This is a genomic window from Flavobacterium sp. SP2 (assembly GCF_057626655.1).
In genome coordinates this window covers 232,068-253,526 of sequence record NZ_JBVHBT010000006.1, presented here as the reverse complement: position 1 = coordinate 253,526, position 21,459 = coordinate 232,068, and the positions used below count along the sequence as shown (strand labels likewise).

Annotated in this window: 23 protein-coding genes; 11 read left to right on the top strand and 12 right to left on the bottom strand. The window is 32.1% G+C overall.

What is annotated here, in order from left to right:
- Positions 1-55: 55 nt before the first annotated feature.
- Positions 56-715, bottom strand: coding sequence for a CBS domain-containing protein (locus tag ACZ098_RS13740; protein WP_487312328.1), 660 nt, complete (start codon positions 713-715; stop codon positions 56-58).
- Positions 716-864: 149 nt separating this feature from the next.
- On the opposite strand from ACZ098_RS13740, the gene ACZ098_RS13735 reads away from it, so the two are divergent.
- Both ACZ098_RS13735 and ACZ098_RS13730 read left to right on the top strand, forming a co-directional pair.
- Entirely contained in the window at positions 865-1,578 is a 714-nt protein-coding gene (locus ACZ098_RS13735; RefSeq protein WP_487312327.1) for a pyridoxine 5'-phosphate synthase, read from the top strand.
- 66 nt (positions 1,579-1,644) lie between these two features.
- A complete protein-coding gene (locus ACZ098_RS13730) occupies positions 1,645-2,406 on the top strand; it encodes an alpha/beta fold hydrolase (protein ID WP_487312326.1) in 762 nt (253 codons plus the stop codon).
- Between the two features lie 51 nt (positions 2,407-2,457).
- Here the strand turns inward: ACZ098_RS13730 and ACZ098_RS13725 are convergent, their stop codons facing one another.
- Entirely contained in the window at positions 2,458-3,405 is a 948-nt protein-coding gene (locus ACZ098_RS13725) for a T9SS type A sorting domain-containing protein (RefSeq protein WP_487312325.1), read from the bottom strand.
- Between the two features lie 139 nt (positions 3,406-3,544).
- On the opposite strand from ACZ098_RS13725, the gene ACZ098_RS13720 reads away from it, so the two are divergent.
- From ACZ098_RS13720 to clpX, 4 genes are all read left to right on the top strand, one after another.
- Complete coding sequence (locus tag ACZ098_RS13720) at positions 3,545-3,892, top strand: phage holin family protein (protein ID WP_487312324.1); 348 nt, start codon at positions 3,545-3,547, stop codon at positions 3,890-3,892.
- Between the two features lie 83 nt (positions 3,893-3,975).
- Entirely contained in the window at positions 3,976-5,301 is a 1,326-nt protein-coding gene (locus ACZ098_RS13715; protein ID WP_487312323.1) for a trigger factor, read from the top strand.
- Positions 5,302-5,607: 306 nt separating this feature from the next.
- Positions 5,608-6,279 carry an ATP-dependent Clp endopeptidase proteolytic subunit ClpP gene (clpP, locus tag ACZ098_RS13710; RefSeq protein ID WP_487312322.1) on the top strand — a complete coding sequence of 224 codons (672 nt, stop codon included), beginning with the start codon at positions 5,608-5,610 and terminating at the stop codon, positions 6,277-6,279.
- Between the two features lie 83 nt (positions 6,280-6,362).
- Positions 6,363-7,598: an ATP-dependent Clp protease ATP-binding subunit ClpX gene (gene clpX / locus ACZ098_RS13705; protein ID WP_487312321.1), complete on the top strand. Its 1,236-nt coding sequence runs from the start codon at positions 6,363-6,365 to the stop codon at positions 7,596-7,598.
- Positions 7,599-7,672: 74 nt separating this feature from the next.
- Here clpX and ACZ098_RS13700 read toward each other — a convergent pair whose 3' ends face one another.
- From ACZ098_RS13700 to ACZ098_RS13675, 6 genes are all read right to left on the bottom strand, one after another.
- Entirely contained in the window at positions 7,673-9,895 is a 2,223-nt protein-coding gene (locus ACZ098_RS13700; protein ID WP_487312320.1) for a TonB-dependent receptor domain-containing protein, read from the bottom strand.
- A 76-nt stretch (positions 9,896-9,971) separates the two neighbouring features.
- The gene (locus tag ACZ098_RS13695) at positions 9,972-10,862 is read right to left on the bottom strand and encodes a DMT family transporter (protein WP_487312319.1); all 891 of its coding nucleotides are present in this window, start codon (positions 10,860-10,862) and stop codon (positions 9,972-9,974) included.
- A 59-nt stretch (positions 10,863-10,921) separates the two neighbouring features.
- On the bottom strand, positions 10,922-11,068 hold the full coding sequence (locus tag ACZ098_RS13690; protein ID WP_487312318.1) for a hypothetical protein: 147 nt from the start codon (positions 11,066-11,068) through the stop codon (positions 10,922-10,924).
- 5 nt (positions 11,069-11,073) lie between these two features.
- Entirely contained in the window at positions 11,074-11,352 is a 279-nt protein-coding gene (locus tag ACZ098_RS13685) for a type II toxin-antitoxin system RelE/ParE family toxin (protein WP_487312317.1), read from the bottom strand.
- A complete protein-coding gene (locus ACZ098_RS13680; RefSeq protein WP_487312316.1) occupies positions 11,352-11,588 on the bottom strand; it encodes a hypothetical protein in 237 nt (78 codons plus the stop codon). Before ACZ098_RS13680 ends, ACZ098_RS13685 begins: the two co-directional genes overlap by 1 nt.
- A 15-nt stretch (positions 11,589-11,603) precedes the next feature.
- Positions 11,604-13,133, bottom strand: a complete 1,530-nt coding sequence (locus tag ACZ098_RS13675) for a GH3 auxin-responsive promoter family protein (RefSeq protein ID WP_487312315.1) — start codon at positions 13,131-13,133, stop codon at positions 11,604-11,606.
- A 99-nt stretch (positions 13,134-13,232) separates the two neighbouring features.
- Here ACZ098_RS13675 and ACZ098_RS13670 point away from each other — a divergent pair, with 99 nt between their 5' ends.
- Positions 13,233-14,027, top strand: a complete 795-nt coding sequence (locus ACZ098_RS13670) for a DUF2797 domain-containing protein (protein ID WP_487312314.1) — start codon at positions 13,233-13,235, stop codon at positions 14,025-14,027.
- 1 nt (position 14,028) lies between these two features.
- On the opposite strand, the gene dnaG is transcribed toward ACZ098_RS13670, so the two are convergent.
- Entirely contained in the window at positions 14,029-16,008 is a 1,980-nt protein-coding gene (gene dnaG, locus ACZ098_RS13665) for a DNA primase (protein WP_487312313.1), read from the bottom strand.
- A 310-nt stretch (positions 16,009-16,318) separates the two neighbouring features.
- On the opposite strand from dnaG, the gene ACZ098_RS13660 reads away from it, so the two are divergent.
- The 4 genes from ACZ098_RS13660 (at position 16,319) to ACZ098_RS13645 (ending at position 18,770) form a co-directional block, all read left to right on the top strand.
- Positions 16,319-16,975, top strand: coding sequence for a hypothetical protein (locus tag ACZ098_RS13660; protein WP_487312312.1), 657 nt, complete (start codon positions 16,319-16,321; stop codon positions 16,973-16,975).
- A gap of 105 nt (positions 16,976-17,080) precedes the next feature.
- A complete protein-coding gene (locus tag ACZ098_RS13655; RefSeq protein WP_487312311.1) occupies positions 17,081-17,653 on the top strand; it encodes a hypothetical protein in 573 nt (190 codons plus the stop codon).
- A gap of 76 nt (positions 17,654-17,729) precedes the next feature.
- The gene (locus tag ACZ098_RS13650; protein ID WP_487312310.1) at positions 17,730-18,086 is read left to right on the top strand and encodes a hypothetical protein; all 357 of its coding nucleotides are present in this window, start codon (positions 17,730-17,732) and stop codon (positions 18,084-18,086) included.
- 102 nt (positions 18,087-18,188) lie between these two features.
- The gene (locus ACZ098_RS13645) at positions 18,189-18,770 is read left to right on the top strand and encodes a hypothetical protein (protein ID WP_487312309.1); all 582 of its coding nucleotides are present in this window, start codon (positions 18,189-18,191) and stop codon (positions 18,768-18,770) included.
- A gap of 139 nt (positions 18,771-18,909) precedes the next feature.
- Here the strand turns inward: ACZ098_RS13645 and ACZ098_RS13640 are convergent, their stop codons facing one another.
- The 3 genes from ACZ098_RS13640 to ACZ098_RS13630 are packed head-to-tail and all read right to left on the bottom strand — an operon-like array spanning position 18,910 to position 21,391.
- Positions 18,910-20,046 (bottom strand): hypothetical protein, encoded by a 1,137-nt coding sequence (locus ACZ098_RS13640; RefSeq protein WP_487312308.1) that lies wholly within the window; start codon positions 20,044-20,046, stop codon positions 18,910-18,912.
- 45 nt (positions 20,047-20,091) lie between these two features.
- A complete protein-coding gene (locus ACZ098_RS13635; RefSeq protein ID WP_487312307.1) occupies positions 20,092-20,844 on the bottom strand; it encodes a hypothetical protein in 753 nt (250 codons plus the stop codon).
- Positions 20,831-21,391: an RNA polymerase sigma factor gene (locus ACZ098_RS13630; protein ID WP_487312306.1), complete on the bottom strand. Its 561-nt coding sequence runs from the start codon at positions 21,389-21,391 to the stop codon at positions 20,831-20,833. The genes ACZ098_RS13635 and ACZ098_RS13630 overlap by 14 nt, the downstream gene beginning before the upstream one ends.
- Positions 21,392-21,459: the final 68 nt, after the last annotated feature.

Here is a 21,459-nt window from a genome sequence, read left to right as displayed (position 1 = left end):
TAAATGTACCGATTTAATACCGATACTATTCCAAATTATGTTATGATTAGATTAATTAAATATTCAAATATTTATCTAAATAATCAGATCGCTCTTTTAAATTATTCAAATAATTGTCTTCGTTGTGCTCTGAAATTATTTCATAATTATAGCGTCGAAATGTTTGGATAATATCATTTAAACCGCCAAGCGCAATTTTTATAGTAACCTGAATGGTCGACGCAGTAGCTTCAGATATAAACAATCCAAGTAATTTGCCATTGTTGCTTTCCACAATTTGCGCAATCTGACTCATAGAAAAATCAATAAGTGGTGTTTGCACTACGATTATGCCACCTTGTTCTTTTAAAAACGGAGTTTCATGAAAGAATTTTACAATGTCTTCCAATTCATAATAGCCAACATACTTGTTGGTTTCATCCAAAATTGGAACAACATTGGAATGATTTTTTGCAAAAACCTCTAATACGTCCAACCAAATCATTTCTTTTCGAGCATAAAAACCTTCAAGAGTAAACCGGTAATCGGTAATTTTTTTATCCAAATCGAAAGTTTCTACATCATCGGCTGCAATGTTTCCAATAAAAATTCCTTCTTCCACTACAGGAAAATGGGAATACGAAACGTCGCTAAAAAAATCTTGAACCGATTCAATGGTTTCTTGGCTGCTAATGGCTTTGTAATCGTTAGTTATGTAGTCGCTAATTTCTGTCATATATAAATAGGTAGCAATTTTGTTGCAAAATAATCAAATTTTAGAACATAAAACCTTATTTTAACTTTGTATTTTTGCTGTAATGAAATATACGCAGCTCAAAAAGTTGTAGTTTTATTTTAAATCACAAACAAATAGTAAACTTTACAATGACAAAATTAAGTGTAAATATCAACAAAATTGCAACATTAAGAAATGCAAGAGGTGGGAATGTACCTGATTTGCTTAAGGTTGCTACCGATATTCAGAAATTCGGAGCACAAGGAATCACTATTCATCCAAGGCCAGACGAACGTCATATAAGATATCAAGATGCACGCGATTTGAAAAACGTGGTGTATACGGAGTATAATATTGAAGGAAATCCGCAACATAATTTTATAGATTTGGTGCTAGAATGCAAACCAACGCAGGTAACTTTAGTTCCCGATGCAATTGGTGCTATTACATCATCTGCTGGTTGGGATACTTTAAAAAATCAAGCCTATTTAACAGAAGTTATTCAAGAATTTCAACGTAACGGAATTCGAACATCCATATTTGTTGATCCAATTTTAGAAATGATTGAAGGTGCTAAAGCAACTGGAACAGATAGAATCGAGTTGTATACCGAAGAATTTGCGCATCAATATGGTTTGGGTAATCAAAGTGGAATTGAAAAATACACTAAAGCAGCAGTTTTAGCCAATGATTTGGATTTAGGAATTAACGCAGGACACGATTTGAGTTTGGATAACATCAAATTTTTTAAAGATAATATTCCGAATTTACTAGAAGTTTCTATTGGTCACGCGTTGATATCCGAAGCCTTATATTTAGGTTTGGATAATGTTGTAAACATGTATTTAAATAAATTAAAATAAATAAGCAAAAACGAATAGGTACGAATTTGTGAAAATTAGTATAATTCGTGTAAAAAAGAATATAAGATGTTGTACTCTAGAATAGAAGGAACAGGAAAGCCATTACTAATACTCCATGGTTTTTTAGGAATGTCAGACAATTGGAAAACATTCGGTACTTTATATGCAGCCGAAGGTTTTCAAACACATATTTTGGATTTAAGAAACCACGGAAAAAGTTTTCATTCAGATGACTTTAGTTACGAAGTCATGTGCCAAGATGTTTTGAACTATTGCAATGCTAATAATTTGGATAAAGTAGCTATAATTGGGCATTCCATGGGTGGAAAAGTAGCCATGTTATTCGCAACTACATATCCTGAAAAAGTAGATAAACTTGTGGTTGCCGATATTGGAACAAAATATTATGCTCCACATCATGAAGAAATATTTGCCGGATTAAATGCTGTCGATTTTTCAGCCAAACCAAGCCGTACAGAGGTTGAAGAAGCTTTGTTTCCATACATTCCAGATTTTGGAACGCGCCAGTTTTTAATGAAAAGTTTGTACTGGAAAGAACCAACGCAACTCGCATTTCGATTTAATTTGGAAGTTTTTAATAACAATAAAGGCGCCATTGGCGATGCTTTGCCAGATCAAAATCATTTTGATAATCCCACACTTTTCATTCGTGGTGGCAACTCGAAATACATTTTGGATTCCGATTTTGAGGCAATAAAAAAGCACTTTCCACAAGCTGTTTTTGAAACAATTCCTAATGTTGGCCATTGGCTGCATGCCGAAGATCCAAATTCTTTCTTTGAGAAAACTAGCGGATTTCTAAAATAAAAGAAAGGGACTTTTCTAACAGAAAAATCCCTTTTTTTAAACTAATTAAATTTATTTTTTAATAATTTTTTTAGTAGCTGTGCCATTTTCTGTTTCGATATTTAAAAAGTAAAGGCCGGCGTTCAGTTCTGATAGATTCATTTGCAATTCAGAAACATTCTCTGTTGCTAATGATTTTACCGTTCTACCATTAATATCAGTTAAAATAATGTTGGAAATCAAAATTGAATCGCTATTTGATATTGTTAAAACATTATTTGTTGGATTTGGATAAACTGCAAATTTATCTGAAAAGAAATCATCCGTTTTTAAATTTGAAGAGGTTACCTTAAAATCATCTACCATAAACATGTATCGGTCTGCACTCACACATCTAATACCAATCCGTATTGTTTGGTTAGCATAGGTGTTTAAAGAAAATATTTTTTCTTCCCACGCTGTGTAAGGCGCTAATAAAGGTTGTACGCCAGATATTGTTGTAAAATCTGCCGAAGTAGTTGGGTTTCCTGAACCAACATAAACACCAACTCTGTAACTCTCTAATCCGTAGCTATCTGATAACGATTTTACCCAAAAGCGTAATTCATTATTTGATCCACCCAATGTCATAGCTGGACTTATCAAAAAATCATTATTAGCCGTAGCTCCACCGGTTGTAGAAGGAACTGCATCCCAACAAGCGGCATATTTTGCTCCTGTATGTGGCGTAAAATTTGTATTTTCAGTTGCACCTGCTACTCCAGTAGTAGTATTTACAACTGGTGGAGTAGTTGCCGATGGATTAAAAACCATAAAAGCTTGTGGAGCGCCGTTATTTAGCCATGTATAGCTTGTGCCAACGCCATAAGTAGGCAACACATCCAAGTCAAGTGTTTGCCAGTTTCCAAAATTAGTGATGGCAAAATTAGTGTAGGTTTCAAAACTGTCTTCAAATACGGTTATTTGAGAGTTTGCGTTTAAACCAGCGATAAAAAGTAATGAAAGTAAAAGTTTTTTCATAGTTAGATTTTTTTAAGTTTATTCAAAAATAGTGATTAATGTCTTGATTACAAAATATTTAACTTTTATATAAAATAGTAAGACTTTAAATGCGTCTTTAAATAAAAATTAGTATTTTTATATAGAAATTATATAGACAATGAAATTACTTATTAGAATACTGCTCACCTCTGTGTTAGTAATGGTGATTACGCACTTTTTTCCAACTATTGCTTATGTTGATGGTTTTTCAACATCTATAATTGTGGCAGTGGTTTTAGGATTGCTGAATCTTTTTGTAAAACCAATTTTGGTACTGTTTACATTGCCTGTAACAATTTTTACCTTAGGACTTTTTCTTTTAGTTATCAATGCAGTTATCATTTTGTTATGTACGAAACTCGTTGACGGATTTAAAGTTGATGGATTTTTAGGTGCATTATTGTTCAGTATAATTCTTTCGTTATCACAATCATTGGTGTTTGCCATCACTCGCGAAAACAAATAATAATCAGCAAAATAAAAACTTGGTTGGGTTGCAAAAATGTACTAATTTTGCAACCCAATTTTATTATGTAAATTATCATCACAATGGATATTAAAAGAGTTGCTAAAGACGCCGTAAACGAAACAATCGTAATGACCGTTCCTCACATGGATTATAAAGGTCAAGTAGCAAAAAGAATTAATGAAAAAATGCCTCTAGCAACCGTAAAAGGTTTCCGTAAAGGTCAAGTACCAAAAGATTTAGTTGAAAAACAATACGGAAAAGCTATAAAAATTGAAGAAGTTAACAAAGTTGTAGACTTAGCATTACAGCGTTACATTCAATCAGAACGTCTAAATTTACTTGGAACTCCACTTCCTACAGTAAACGAAAATTTCAATTGGAATGATGAAGAACTTACGTTTGAATTCGAAATTGGATTAGTTCCAGAATTCGAAATTGATTTAGATGCTAAAAATGATATCGTAAAATATCAAATTATTGCAGACGAAACTATGCTAAACGGTCAAGTTGCACGAATTCAAAAACAATTCGGAAATGTAGTTTCTCAACAAGTTGTTGCCGAAGGAAATGATGTTTCTGGAACATTTGTAAACGAAGAAGCAGGTATCAACAACCGTTCAACTATCGATTTAGAAGAACTAGCCGATGCTAAAGTAGCAAAATCATTTATTGGTAAAAAAGTAGGCGATGTAATCACGTTAAAAACTAAAGGTCTTTTTCATGATGCACACAAATTAATGGATTATTTAGCCGTGCCTCACGATAATGTTCACGATTTAGACATCGAAGTTACTTTTACAATTGATGAAGTTGTTGCTCACGAACCAGCAGAACTAAACCAAGAATTATTCGACAAGCTTTTTGGTGCTGGAAATGTTTCGTCGTTAGAAGAGTTAAAAGCTAAAATTAAAGAAGATGCTGAAAAGCAATTCGCTCAGCAAGCAGAACAAAAATTAATGACCGACGTTCAGGAATTTTTAATCGAAAACACTAAATTCGATTTACCAGCAGAATTCCTTAAAAAATGGTTGCAAACTGTAGGTGATAAAAAATTATCTCCAGAAGAAGCAGAAGTAGAATATGCACGTTCAGAAAAAGGATTGCGTTTTCAATTAATCGAAGGAAAAGCATTAGCACAAAGCAATATTCAAGTAAATTTTGAAGATTTAAAATCGTTCACATCAGCAGCAATTCGTCAGCAAATGGCGCAATTCGGACAAACCAATCCAACTGATGCAGAAGTAGAACAAATCGTGGCTAGAGTTTTATCTAACCAAGAAGAAGTAAAAAGAATGTCAGAGCAAGTAGTAGCCGATAAAATGTTGAAATTATTTGTAGAAAAAGTAAATCCAACAACTAAAGAAGTTACTTACGAGCAATTTGTTGCAGCAATGTACAACGAATAAATTATAAAATAATTAGTATATTTGAGCGTCAGAAATGTTTATTTTTGACGCTCAATTTGTTTTTAGAAGCCAATCCAGCTATTCGTTCAAGTTGCTGCCGTTTCAAACCATTTTTGTAGTATTTTAAAAAGAGCTTCCGTTGGTCGCTTTTTTAAAATAACAAAAATTGGCTCTCAACAACAACAAGCTTTCACTGCTATCTGGGCTAAAATAAGACAGTTTGTCACTTAAAATAAAAGGAATGAACTTTGATTAAATAATTACAAAGAATAAATTTTACAACTCATATACTTATACTTAAAAGAAATGAACTACGGAAAAGAATTTAAAAAATTTGCTACAAAACACCAAGGTGTAAACGCAATGTATTACGACAAAATAGTTGGCGCAATGACACCAACCAACATGACGCCTTATATTATTGAAGAACGTCAATTAAACGTTTCACAACTAGACGTTTTTTCAAGATTAATGATGGACAGAATCATCTTTCTAGGAACCGGTATCGACGATCAAATTGCCAATATCGTACAAGCGCAATTATTGTTTTTAGAAAGTGCCGATGCATCGAAAGACATTCAAATTTACCTAAATTCTCCTGGAGGAAGCGTTTACGCAGGATTGGGAATTTACGATACAATGCAATACATAAAACCAGACGTAGCCACAATTTGTACAGGAATGGCAGCATCAATGGGTGCAGTTTTACTTTGTGCTGGTGCGCCAGGAAAACGTTCGGCATTACCACATTCTCGTGTTATGATTCACCAACCATCAGGTGGCGCGCAAGGTGTTGCAACCGATATGGAAATTAACCTACGTGAAATGTTGAAACTGAAAGACGAATTATATCACATTATTTCGCAACATTCAGGACAAACATTTGACAAAGTTCACAAAGATTCAGAACGCGATTATTGGATGATTGCAGACGAAGCAAAAGAGTACGGAATGATTGATGAAGTTTTAAGAAGATAATTAAGTCGAAGGTCAAAAGTCGAAAGTCAAAGGCACTGCTCAGACTTTAAGACTTTAGACTTTAAGACTTTAGACTATAAATAATGGCAAAAGAAGTATTAGAATGTTCTTTCTGCGGAAGGAAAAAACCAGAAACCAATTTGTTAATTGCCGGAATCAACGCACATATTTGTGATCGTTGTATCGAGCAAGCGCACGGAATTGTTCTGGAAGAATTGAAATCAAGCGGAAATGCATTGAAAAATGTGTCGGATTTAGTTTTGCGCAAGCCAAAAGAAATCAGAGCATTTCTTGATCAATATGTTATTGGACAAGATCAAACCAAAAAAGTGATGTCGGTTGCAGTTTACAATCACTACAAACGATTGATGCAGCAAGATTCTAACGATGATGTTGAGATTGAAAAATCAAATATTATTATGGTTGGACAAACTGGAACAGGAAAAACATTGGTAGCGAAAACCATCGCAAAAATGTTAGATGTTCCTTTGGCAATTGTTGATGCAACTGTTTTAACAGAAGCTGGATATGTAGGAGAAGATGTAGAAAGTATCCTGACACGTTTGCTACAAGCTGCCGATTATGATGTAGCTAAAGCCGAAAGAGGAATTGTTTTTATTGACGAAATAGACAAAATTGCACGTAAAAGCGACAATCCATCAATTACTCGTGACGTTTCTGGAGAAGGAGTGCAACAAGCCTTATTAAAATTATTGGAAGGAACCGTTGTAAATGTGCCACCAAAAGGCGGAAGAAAACATCCAGACCAGAAATTTGTTGAGGTAAATACGCAAAATATTTTGTTTATTGCTGGTGGAGCTTTCGACGGTATTGAGAAAATCATTTCTAAAAGATTAAACCGTCAGGCAATTGGATACAGCGTTTCTAAAAACGAAAATAATGTAGATAAAGAAAATTTACTACAATATGTAATTCCAAAAGATATTAAAGATTTCGGTTTGATTCCAGAAATTATTGGTCGTTTGCCAGTATTAACTCATATGGATCCATTGGATAGAGAAACATTGAGAGCAATTTTAACGCAGCCTAAAAACGCGTTGATAAAGCAGTATCAAAAGTTGTTTTTGATGGATGAAGTTGAGTTTACCATTTCTGATGAAGCGTTGGATTATATTGTTGACAAAGCGTTAGAATACAAACTTGGTGCTCGTGGATTGCGTTCACTATGCGAAGCTATTCTTACCGATGCTATGTATGATTTACCAAGTTCTGACGAAAAAGTTTTAAATATTGATAAAGACTATACGCAAGATGCTTTAAATAAAAATCTTTTGAAAAGATTAGAATTAGCTTCTTAAACGTGTAAACATAAAATAAAAAATCCCGATTTTGAATGTCAAAATCGGGATTTTATTATGAAGAAAAGTATTTTTTATTTACCCAATCCACCACCGCCATTTTGAACTTTTTCAGTTTCGATAGTCGTATTTTCATTCTGCAATTTCAAGTTTCCAAAGTTGTAGGTTACTGAAATTCTGAAGTTTTGGGTGTCATTTTTTTCAAAAAATTTGGTTTGCAAATTGGTAGATGATACCAATGCATTCACCTCATTCTGATTGAAAACGTCAAACATGTGTAATCCAATTTTTAATTTTTTATTCATAAAATCTCTGTTGAATGAAATATCAAATTGCTGAATTGGTTTCTCAATTTTATAAATTTCCCAAACACCACCACCAGGAAGTGTAAAGTAGTTTAAGTAACTTTTTATTTGCCAAGGTAATAATATCTGTGCTTGTGCTGCAAAATTCCAAATGGGTTTTGATTCGAATGAAAAATCGTATCCGTCGGTTAAATTTCTAATGTAATTCACGTTGAAAAAGATATAATTCATCTTATCAGGATTGCTCATTCGGTTTTTAAATTCTTCTTTTCCTTTGAAAAAATAATCCAACGGAATTGGGAAATTCGCATAAACGCTAAATGTCTTAAATCGGTCGAATTGTTGAAATGTTTGTGTACTTACTAATTCTCCAGGTTCAGCATTCAAAATAAATTGATTGTGATCTTTAGCTACAGTATAATTCGCTCCAAGTTGAATGTATTGAAAGGCCGACATTTTAAGTTCATAATTGTCAAAAAAGGTAGGATTCAACAATAAATTTCCGCTAGAGGTGTTGTATTGGTCAAAATTTCCACCATTCGGATCCAAAACACCATAGTTGGGTTGCGAAATTTTTCTAGAGTACGAGCCGTTAACGTTTATATTATCGTTAAACTCATACACTGCAGAAAGATTCGGGAATAAGTTGTTGTTCTTGAACTTTATATTGGTTGCAACATCAGAAACTACACCGGTACGATCTACATTAAAATTTTCAAAACGCAATCCAGCTGTGAGACTCAATTTTTTTATTTTCTTTCTAGCTTCGGCATAAAAAGCAAGATTGGTTTCTTTGTAGTCAAAATTAATAACATCAGTATCTGTAGTATTCAAATTGTATCTACCAGTATTGTCAACTTTTATGGTATTGAATTTTCCTCCAGTATTTAATGAAAATTTCATTTTTTCGAATGGAATAGTAAAATCATATTTCAAATAATAATTCAACAAACCAAAGTCGTTGTTAAAGTTGTTGAAACTCGTGGTGTTGTCTTCAACTGCATTATTTCTTGAATTTGGATTTCTCTTAAATGCATTGCTAAAAGCAATTATATCAAGCGTTTTTCCAATTGTATCAAGTTTGGTTTTAAACTGTAAACTCAGTTCATGATTACTGCTTTTCGTTTTAGTATTTCCAGAGTTAAAATAATCCGAAATTTCAGAACCCGTTGTTACACCAGTAGTAGTATTTCTATCGTTACTAAAAGTTCCGTTGTAGTTAAACAATAAGTTTGATTTACTACTTAGTTTATAATTTGTTCCTAAGCGATAATATAAATTTCGGTCGGTAATAAGTGTTAATCGTTTTTGATTCAAGAATTTATCTGGATCGAACGAAGTAAACGTTTGGCCGTTTATCGAATTGTTTTCTCGTTCGATATAATTGTACCCAACCATAGTTTGCCAACTTAAATTTTTCTCTTTTCCGTTGAGTAATATTTGCGGACTTGGTTTTTGGTATTTATTAAAGTTGTAGTTGATGTTGAAACTTGCATTGATGCCTTTTAAACGTTTTGAACTTGTAACAAGATTAATTACCGAACCGCTAGCATTGGCATCAAACGATGCGCCTGGATTATAAATAAGTTCTACTTTTTCAATCGCATTTGCTGGAAGCGAACTTAAATAGTTTTCTAAATCGCTACCGCTAAGCGTGCTTGGTGCGCCATCAATGTAGATTATGACTCCCTTACCGTTTAATGTCAAACCACCTATTGGCGAAGCAATTACTCCAGGTAGTTTTTTTACGGCATCATAAGCATTTCCAGTACTTAGCATGGCATTTTCTTTAATTGAAACTGTTGTTTTGTCAGATTCAATTTTCATTATAGGTTTTTTTGCGCTAACTTTTACTTCGTCTAAAACGGTTTCCTTTTTTTTGATAGAATCGTTTTGTGATTGGGGAGTCTTGTTTTCAGGATTTGATTTGTTTTCTTGTGCAAATAGTACATTTGTCAATAGAAAAATTGGGATGAGAACTAGTGATTTCATTTGATATAAAATTGATGATGATTGCAAGTAAGACGCAATACATTTCTAAATGTTACATCAAAAAATAAATTTAACCTTACAGTTTAGAAGTTCTTTTTTTGAGATTTACGATAATTACGCCACAAATTATTAATAATGTTGCAATTACAATTCGTATTGTTATGGATTCATCAAGTATCAGCCAGCCTAGAAATAATGCTACAACTACGTTGACATAAGAAAGCACAGCAACTTTGGTAGATGGCCATTGGGTCATCAAATAACTGTAAGCAATGTAACCAACTACCGAGCCAAAAACAGCAAGATAAAAGATGGCAGCAATACTTCGAACCGACCAATTTTCAGTAGAAATCGTCGGTGTGAGTTGAAACTGAATTATCGTGAGCATGATTCCGGCTAAAAACATTTGTGTACACACATTCATTAACATTCCAGCTGGTTTTCGTTGTCCTTTTTTAGTTATAATTGTTCCAACTGCCCAAGCGAAAACTGCTAGTAAAATCGCGAATATTCCAATGCGATATTCTGGATTTAAAAGTTCAACCAAGTTATTCTGATAAATTAAAAAGATTCCTAACATTCCCAATAAAATTCCCAGTACTGTTTTTATGGATAGTTTTTCGTTGCCTAGAAGTAGGTTTAAGACCAACACAAAAAAGGGCGACAATGTTGAAATCAAAGATGCTAAACCACTGGTTATGTACTTTTCAGAATACGTTGTTAATCCGTTGGCAAGAACAATCATTAATATAGATAAAATAAAAGCTCTAAAGATTTGAGAAAGAGTTAATACTTCAAATTTTTTGGTAAGTAAAATGTAAAATAAAATAAGCAAACCAGAAATGAAATTTCGCATTCCTGCTAAGATAAAAGGCGGAATAGTTTCTAAACCAATACGGATTCCTAAAAAAGTGGTTCCCCAAAAAAAGGCTACACAAAAAACAGCAAGGTACAATTTGGTTTTCAAAAGAAGGTTTTTTTAAAAACGCAAAGGTAAGTTACAGAAAATTATTCTGAGGGAATTATTTAAGAATTTCTTGAAGTTGTTTGATAATTTTCAGATGGTTTACTTTTAGAATTGTCAACGCATCTTTTGCCGTAACAACTCATTCGTTTTGGTCCGCATGAGGTTAGGAATAGTGTTGTAATTAGTAGTGTTATATACTTTTTCATTAATATTAATATAAATGATCTGATTGATTAAATAATAATGTTACAATTTCTAATTTTTCGTTATTAATCCTATAAATTAAAGAAATATGTTTGTTAATAACACACTTATGAAGATTTATAATTTTAGAACTTGGACAAATATGATTAAAATTCGCAATTTTTGAGATTAATTCTAGTGTTTCTATTTCAAATTTTTCTACTACTGGAAAGCTCCATTTTTCCGTAAGCTGTTCAATAATTGTGATGTAATAGTTCTTTGCTAAATTCGACCAAATAATTTCCATTATTTGTTTTTTAACTCTAGAATTCTTTTTTTACCAAGGTTTTTAACTTCTTCATGCGAAAAAACATTACCATTATCTAAATCGTTAATTCCTTCTTGAATACGTTTTTTATCGTCAGACGAAGAACTTGTATACCAATCATTAGTTTCTTCAACTGAAACAAAATCCATACTTTTCATTAATTCTAAAAAAAATGAATACTTACTATCTTTAATATTTACAACTACTTGTTTCATATATGTGAAATTTGTTTAGTTATTTTTAACTCCAACTTGCATGTTTTTCAGCTGTTCTAAATAATCACGTTGGTTGGATAATCGCGGAATTTTATGTTGTCCGCCCAATTTGTCGTTTTCTTTTAACCAATCGTAAAATAAATTTTCACGTGCCACATTTATTTTCAACTGATTTAAAGTCATGTTATTATAACGTTTCGCTTCGTAATCGGAATTTATAGCTTGCAGATTTTCATCTAAAACTTTTTGAAATAATGTAATATCTTCTGGATGTTTTTTAAATTCAATCATCCATTCGTGTGCGCCTTTTTCTTTGTCTTTCATGAAAATAGGAGCGACTGTATAATCTTTTACCTCGCTGTTTAATTGCGAACATGTTTTGGCAATGGCATTGTCGGTATTTTCTACCATCAATTCTTCTCCAAAAACATTAATGTGATGTTTGGTTCTTCCAGAAACCCGAATTCTATAAGGTTTTAATGAAGTAAAACGCACGGTATCACCAATCATATAACGCCATAATCCTGAGTTTGTTGTGATTACGATGGCGTAGTTTTTAAACAGCTCCACATCGGCTAATCTGATAACGCGTTGGTTTGGTGTTCCAAAAGTATCCATCGGAATGAATTCGTAAAATATTCCGTAATCCAACATCAGCAATAAATCATTAGAATAATTTAAATCCTGAATGGCAAAAAAACCTTCCGAAGCATTGTAAATTTCGTAATATTTAAAATCCGAATTAGGAAGTATCTTTTGGTATTGTTCACGGTACGGTTCAAAGTTTACACCACCATGAAAATAAACTTCCAAGTTGGGCCATAATTCTAACAGATTGGTATTGTTGGTTTCCGTTAAAATTCGATTTAATAAAACCAACATCCAAGATGGAACGCCGGCAAAACTGGTTACGTTTTCTGACTTAGTTTCATTTATAATTGCGGTAAGTTTGGTTTCCCATTCACTCATCAACGAAACTTTGTTGCTGGGTGTGCTACTAAATTCTGCCCACATCGGCATATTTTCAATCAATATTGCAGATAAATCTCCAAACGAGGTATTGTTGTTTTCATAAATCTGAGAGCTTCCGCCAAGACGCAAACTTTTACCTAGAAACAAATCAGAATTTTCGTTGTTGTTCAAATACATGCACAACAAATCTTTGCTGCCTTTGTAGTGGCAATCTTCTAAGGCTTCGGTACTTACAGGAATAAATTTACTTTTAGCGTTGGTTGTTCCGCTTGATTTTGCAAACCATTTTATGGGTGTATTCCAAAAAACATTTTGCGCACCTTTTCGAGTAAGTTCGATCATTGGTTCCAACTCTTCGTAGGTGGAAACCGGAACTCTTTCGGTAAATGTGTTGTAGTTTTTTATCGAATCAAAATCATATTTTTTTCCAATTACAGTGTCTTCGCAACCGCGAATCAATTGCATTAGCAGTTCGTTCTGAACTTCATGCGGATATTTTAAGAACAACTCAATTTCGTGAATGCGTTGTTTTAAAACCCAAGATGCAATAGAATTTATTATTGGAAAAGGCATGGTTTTTTAATTGTGAATTATGAATTACGAATTATGAATTATAACTTTACCAAAAATAGTAAAATATTTAAATTTTAATATTACAAATATAACATTATAATGACTTACGAAGGCGTTCTTACCAAAATGCAAACCGAATTTTCAAATCCGATAGCATATTATCTGGTTTTTGAAAATAGTTTTTTAAATATGAATCAATTGTTGGACAAAAATTTAGAGATAAGTTTTGTTGGATATCAATGTTTGAATTGTGGGAAGAAGAAGAAAATCTTTCGTCAAGGATTTTGTTACGATTGTTTTATGAGCAGTGCTTCGGCTGGCGATTGGATTATGAAACCCGAACTGTCAACAGCGCATTTAGATCTTGAAGATCGAGATTTAGATTATGAAAAACGGGTACAGTTGCAACCACATATTGTATATTTGGCTTTGTCGAGTGAGGTGAAAGTAGGAGTGACCCGAAAATCCCAAGTGCCGACGCGATGGATAGACCAAGGTGCCATTGAAGCCATTTCGATTGTTGAGGTTCCCAATCGATATCTTGCCGGAATTACAGAAGTTGCTTTGAAAAATCATTATGCCGACAAAACCAATTGGCAAAAAATGCTTAAAAACGAATACGTACCTGTTGATTTAATTGCCGAACGATTAAAATTAGAACATTTAATTCCAGAAGAAGTAAAGGAATATTTTTATACAACCAAGGAAGATCTATATCAAATGCATTTTCCGGTTTTGGAGTATCCTAAAAAAGTTACGAGTTTAAATCTTGACAAATCGCCTAATTTCTCTGGAAAGTTACGTGGAATTAAAGGACAATATTTACTATTTGACGACGGAACTGTTTTTAATGTTCGAACGTTTGAAGGTTACGTGGTGAAGATTGAGTTGTAAATTAATTGCTGTAGCGCGAGATAACGCGTCCTAATTTTTTAGAAAAAACTCCAGTCAATCCTAAATAATCCATTACTAAAGATAAGGTTTCAGAATTATCCTGAGGCTCATCTTGCTTTAAAGACATTTTTAACTCGTCAATAATTTTATTCACTAAAAACCATCTTAGCGTTAAAATTGTTTCGGTTACATATTGACTGATAGTTTTATCTTTTTGTTTTACATAAATGTGTTTCACATCCCAATTGTGTAACGATTCGCGTTCGTCATTCATTAATATCGATGTTACTTCTTGAGCAAGTTCTGGTGAAAGTTGTGACAAATACTGTTCAATTTCAAAAACTTCAACTGTATTGAAATACGTAATTAAATTGTCATAAATGGCTTTAAAAAGTGGATTTGCCAATTCGATTTCATCTTCTTGAAGACTCAAAAATATGCGTTGAAAAACTTTATAATTGTTCAATTCTTTAACTTCTACCAAATCTCCTTTTTCGTCGGCTTTCAAGATAACATCTTCAAACTCTTCTTCTACATTTCCATACAAAAGTAGGATTTCGATAATTTTATGTTCTAATTGGTATTGAATGTCAACGTTGGCAGTTGTTGTAATCGGCTCATTTTTATGAACTTCAAAAGCCGTTTGTTCTTGCTTGCCTTTCTTTTCAATTTCCTTGACGTCTTTTTTTACTAATTGTGCCAACGTATTGAACAATACATCTTCAGAAATATCCATGATTCTAGACGTTTCCTTGATATAAACTTCGCGTTTAATTCGGTCTGGAATTTTAGAAATACTAGTAACCATATCCCGAATCAAATCGGCTTTTTTAATCGGATCGTTCTTGGCTTCTTTCATTAAAAGTGATGCTTTGAACTGGATAAAATCCATTGCATTTTCTTCTAAATACAATTGTAAATCTTGCAACGGTGTTTTTTTGGCAAAACTATCGGGATCATCGCCATCGGGAAACGTACAAACTTTTACGTTCATGCCTTCTTCCAAAATCAAATCAATTCCGCGAACAGAAGCGCGTAATCCTGCAGCGTCGCCGTCAAAAAGTACTGTTATGTTTTTGGTTAATCGGTTGATAAGTCGTATCTGATCTGGTGTTAACGCAGTTCCACTTGATGCAACCACATTTTCGATTCCGGCTTGATGCATCTGAATTACATCGGTATAACCTTCGACCAAAAAACAATTGTCTTGTTTGGCAATGGCTTGTTTGGCGTGAAAAATACCATACAAAACTTTGCTTTTATGGTACAAATCACTTTCTGGTGAGTTTAAATATTTGGCCGCTTTTTTATCATTGGTTAAAATTCTTCCGCCAAAACCTAAAACTCTTCCACTCATTGATTGAATGGGAAACATTACGCGACCTTTAAATCTATCAAACTGCTTGTCTTCACCCACAATTGTCAAACCGGTTTTTTCCAGAAACTCTAATTTATATCCTTTTCCTAAGGCTTCTTTGGTAAAAGCATCCCAAGTATTTGGTGAATAGCCTAAATTAAATTTCTTGATAGTATCGTTAGTAAATCCGCGTTCTTTGAAATACGTATATCCAATTGCTTTTCCTTCTTCAGAGTTAAAAAGTACTTCTTGAAAGTATTTTGAAGCAAATTCAGACACCAAAAAAAGACTTTCTTTTTCGTTGGCAACTTCTTTTTCTTCGTTGCTAAGTTCGGTTTCTTCGACCTCAATATTGTATTTTTTAGCCAAATATCGGATGGCTTCCGGATAAGAAAAATGTTCATGTTCCATTACAAATGCAATGGCATTGCCACCTTTTCCCGAACTAAAATCTTTCCAGATACCTTTGGCTGGCGATACCATAAACGATGGCGAACGCTCGTCTGAAAACGGACTCAAACCTTTGTAATTACTTCCAGCACGTTTCAGCTGAACAAAATCGCCTATGACTTCTTCAACTCGAGCGGTTTCGTAAACTTTGTCTATGGTGTCTTTGGTAATCAAAATTTGGTTTAAATTTATTTTCGGTTTGAGGGTTTAAAGTTACAATGTTTTTTGAAGAAATTACTTTTAAATTTATAACTTGGATAGTTTAATTTTTAAAAAAAAATAGCCATCTTACGGTTTTCCGTAAAAGTAAACTATTTACTAGTTGTATGTTTGAAAAAAATACGATGTAAGGCATGTGTTAAAGTTTAAAATCTCTATAAATACATAGTTTTATTATTTACCTTTAATTACTTATTATACTGTTAATTTTTAAAAACTAGCAGCAAAGTTAACTATGAGCAACCATGTAATTAAAATAAAAAAAATGAAAAAATTACTTTTAGTCATACTTTGTCTAGCTGCAATATCATGTGCTACAAAAAACAATAAAGTTATTCATGAAAACAGAATTATTAATGAAATTAATGATTCTTTAAATCTTGAAGAGATACACATTGTAAATGATTTATTAGAAACTGAACTAGAATCAGAAAAATATAAAAACTATAAAAAATTTGAAATACTATTAATAGAAGAAATTGCCGCCAAACTTGAAAGTCTTTTAACTTATGAATTTGCTTATAAAGAATGGCATTCATTTGAAACAAATACAACAAAAGAAGATAATCAAAGACTTGGTTGGATATTAAATAGCATTCAAATTAAGGAAATGAAAAAAGATTTAATCAAACAAGAAAAAATTATTTGGAAGGTTAATAATATTAAAAATTATAAAGTTAGCTTAATTAAGAGTAAAATTGTTGTTGATAAAATAAAATCAGGCGATTTTTTAAAAGAGTCAGAAAAACTTATTTTACGAATTACCAGACCTTTATTGTTGGATGAAAAAAATGCTTTTGTAAGTTTTAGGATTAGTAGTTCTCATTTTGGTAAATCCATTACTAATGGGACTTTTTTAATGATCAAAAAAGATAATAAATGGATAATAAAAAATAGTTATGATGATGGGGTTTACGAATAGAATATATCAGCTCGGCAAAGTGATCTTAAGAAATCCACCTCAATTTCAGGAGACTTTGCGTAGCTTGAGATCAAAGTCCACTAGGAACGCCTTGCAATTAAATTTATGAAAATAGTACAACTTATTCTTGCAATTATTAGTTTATCATTAGTTTCTTGTACTGCAACAAAAAAGTATAAGGCAGTAAAAACATTTTTGTCAACTCAAATAATCAATGCAAAAGATCAGTATTTATTAGTCACTCCAAAATTAAAAACAATAAATACGCTTCAAGTTTTGTATGGTAGTGATGAGGTTAGTATTCATTACGATAAAAATAAGCCTAGTTTGTATAGAAGTCGATTTTTAAATGAAAAAGATTGGATAAGAATTTATGAAAAACACAAAAATGACTCCTTGATTTATTCTTGGCACGATGATGATTTTAACTTTGAAAATCTTCAATTTAATGATGGGGTTGGATTGTATAACGACGCGTTTTTTGATAAATATAGAAATAACAAAAAGAAAATAATTTGGTTGTCAGAACCTATTTATTATAAACAAAAAAATATTGTTATTTTCACAATAATGAAGGCAACAACTTCTGGTGGAACTAACGAAAGAACGGTTGTGATAATGAAAAAAATAAATGATAAATGGCAAGTTATAGACTATGTTTACGATTATGTGTTTTAGAAAATATGCAAACTGATGCTCCGCAAAGTCTCCTGACTTCGCGGAATTTATTTAACTAATAAAAAAACTTAATAATATGAAATCTATAATAATATCGATAATTCTTTTCTTCTCTTTACCACAAGAAAAAACACCAAACTGCACTTTAATTCAAGACTGTTTTACTAATGCTGAGTTTATAAAAACATTAAATTTGAATGATAAAAAAATAATTTATATATCTAGTAATAGTTATTGTGAGTTTAATAAAATATTGCATAAAAACCTCGAAATAAAAACAATAAAAGCAACTGACAATATTATTAGCAAAAATATATTTGAAATAAAAAAACTAAGTTCTGACCGATTAATAGTATACTTTATTAGCGAAAACATTGAAATCGAAGTAGTGAAGCAACATAATAATTTAACTTTTAGGTATCTAGAAAAATAAATTAGCTTAAAAATTAATTAAAAAACCTATGCTACGCAAAGTCAGCAGACTTTGCGTAGCTTGAGATCAAAGTCCACTAGGAACACCTTGTAATTAAAATTCATGAAAAAATTAAAGGTACTTTTATTCTCAATTGTTTTAGTTTTTACGTCTTGTGGTACTTTAAAAAAGTATCGCGCTCAAGAGACTTATTTAAAATCTGAAATTATCAATTCAAAAAAGAGTTATTTACTTGTAGATGAAAAAACAGCGACCAGAAACATTTTGACAATTTTGTATGGTGCCGATTCTATCAACTCAAATTATAACGAAATAGTTCCTAAAGATTCTTTTAGATCAAAATTTATTAATGCAGATGATTGGCTGTATTTATATAATTCTAACGTTAAAAATACTAAGGTAGAATTATGGAGTTCTTCTGATTTTAAAAAGTTAAACTTAGAATTGACGCCTAAACTGGGCTTATATAATACTAAGTTCTTGGACAAATACATGAATAATGAAAAAAGGATTCTATGGCTGTCAAAACCCATTTATTTAAAACAGAAGAAATTAGTTTTCTTTTGTTTTTCGGAAAGCGATACTTTTAAAAATCTTACAATACATCCACATGTCGTTATAATGAAAAAGAAAGAAGGGAAATGGATAGTAATCGATAAAATATTTTATAATGGGTATTTTTAAACTGACTTCTAAATCCTTTTAATATCTATACGATTTCTGTAAACTACTTAATTTATGTGAATTAAACTTAGGTTACTAATTAAATAAAGGCAGTCTATTTGAAGACTGCCTTTTTAACTATAAACTAACTCTCAAATTTTTAATTAAAATCGAATCGAACTCCCAACGAAACATTATTTTGTTTAACTGCGTTGTCTTTAAACAATGGATTCAAATCGTATTTTACATACAAACTGGTTTGTCCGTAACCAATGTAACTGCTTAGTCCGTAAATAAAATTATTTACATTAAAATCGCCTTTTTGTTTCACGGTATAATCTTGTCCGTTGTCTTCAAATTTTTGAAATTGTTTCGATTTTATTCTAATTCCAGCATAACCACCAAACCCTAATCGAACACTTTGGTGCGATTTGAAAACTTTTTTGTCACCATTCATTTTGGTTTTAGAAAAATCGAATTCAAAGTGCAAAGGCGCAACCAAGTATACATTTCTAAATCTAGAATCTTTTAAGTTTAAAGGACTTGCTTGAAGATTAGTTTGGTCGCCCGATTTTATAAATATTCTGCTGTCGGTTGGTCGTAAGTTATTGTACATTAACGATAAACCATATTTCACGTGTAATAAATTACTTTTTTCTAATATTCTTGTGTTGTTGGTTAAACCCCATTCGTAGAAGTGTGAACCCCAATATCTGTAATCCGAATCGGCTACTTTTTTATCGGTTGCCAAGTTGTTTACACCAGCAGCAAAGACGAATTGTGACGTAGTTCTTTTTTCAGATACTTTAGAAATAGAATCTCTGTACTTCTGATATTTTTCGCTATTCTTTCCAGAAGATTTAGAAAAAATTATAAATCTGTTAGGCTGGTAACTTTCTTCTAGTTTTCCATCTACTTTTTCTTGAACTAAGTTTTTAAGTTCTTCTTGCAAAGCAGCCACTTTGGTTTCGATTGTGTTTGCTCTAACTTGTGCCAACTGTTGCTTTTTAGCATTGGCTTGATCGTCTGTAATTAGACCTTTTTCTAGTTGCGCATTTACTTCGTCTATCTCTTTTTTCAGTGCGTCTTTTTCGGTTTTCGTAATGGTTTCAATTTTAATAGCAATTGCGTTGGCTCGTGCTTCAAAGGTTTGCTTTACTTGTTCCTCTTTTTGTTTTGATTCTTGTCCTACCACTTTGCTTACAAAAAGGCATAGGATTAGTGCTAAGTAAATTGTAAAATTTATACTCAAGCTATTTTGATTGTTTTTGTTGTTTTCGTGAATCTTCGATTTCATGATTGTAATTTTTAAATGTGATTAATGATTTATTACGCCTCGGATTTACTCCTGATTGTTTCTGTTGGATACAGCGACTTTTACTGTTTCAAAATTTCGTTTGATTTTTTGAAATCTTGTTTCTCTGAAATCCTGGTTCAACTCGCCATCAACTTTTGATAATAAACTGTTGGCATTTACCTTAACCGAAGTTTGTTTTACCGATTTTCTAGCTTTGTCGACAGAAGCTAAAAGTTCGTCTGCAGTTACATACTGTGGTTTTGGAGTTACCGTTTTGGTATTTGTATCAATACTTGGCGAATTGACTTGTCCGATAACTTCTTGATTTTGAAACTGTATTTCTTTATCTAAAATTAAATTCGGATTTACAGTTTCTTTTTGATTGATGATTTGATTTGTATTATTATTTGATTGATTTTTGTTGCTTGATTCTGGGTTGGTATTAGAATTTACTTTTTCGAATGCCGCGCTTGCAACTTGAATGTCTTGCTGGTTTGGCATTGGTTTTGGATTGTCTTCGTCAACAATTTCTGTTTCGTTTTTAGTATTGTTTTCTTTGGTTACCACTTCATTTTCAAGGGTTATTTCATTGTAATTTATTTGGTAAATTAGTGTTCCAACACCTAATAAGCCTATGAAACAAGCTGCAATTAAAAACCAATTGGTTCTTTTTTTATTAGTTTTTTCTTCAGCTACCGAAAGCATTGCGTCCAATCGATCCCAAGCCATTTCGGTGGGTTTGATTTCTCGAGCGTTCAATTGCTCTTTTATTTGTGTTTCTAATTTATTCGGTTCCATTGCTGTAATTTTTTGACTTGTTTATTTGCTCTTGCAGCATTTTTCTTGCATGTGACAATTGCGATTTCGATGTGCCTTCATTTATTCCTAATAGTGTTGCAATTTCATGATGTTTAAATCCTTCTATGCAATACAAGTTAAAAACCATTCGATATCCATCGGGCAAATTATCGATTAAAAATTGAATGTCGTCAACTGAAAACTGACTTTCAATATGGTTGTATTGGTCTTCAAAATAATTCTCATCTTCTATAAAGGCTACTTTCTTTTGGACTCTTATGTATGAAATACATTCGTTAATCATAATTCTTCTAATCCATCCTTCAAAACTACCTTTGTGTTCAAAGTTTTTGAGGTTGGTAAACACTTTCATAAAAGCGGTAATCATTACATCTTCAGCTTGATGCAAGTCTTTGATGTATTGTCTGCAAACACTTAGCATTTTTGGAGAAAATTTAGTGTAAATCTGATGCTGTGCATGTCGGTTGTTTTCGACAGCTAGCTCGATTAGTTCTTTTTCCTCTTGATGTAAGTTGATTACTTTCATATAAAATATCAATTTCAATGACAATGACAAAATTCAATTTTTACTACTTTTATAATTCCAATTTTATC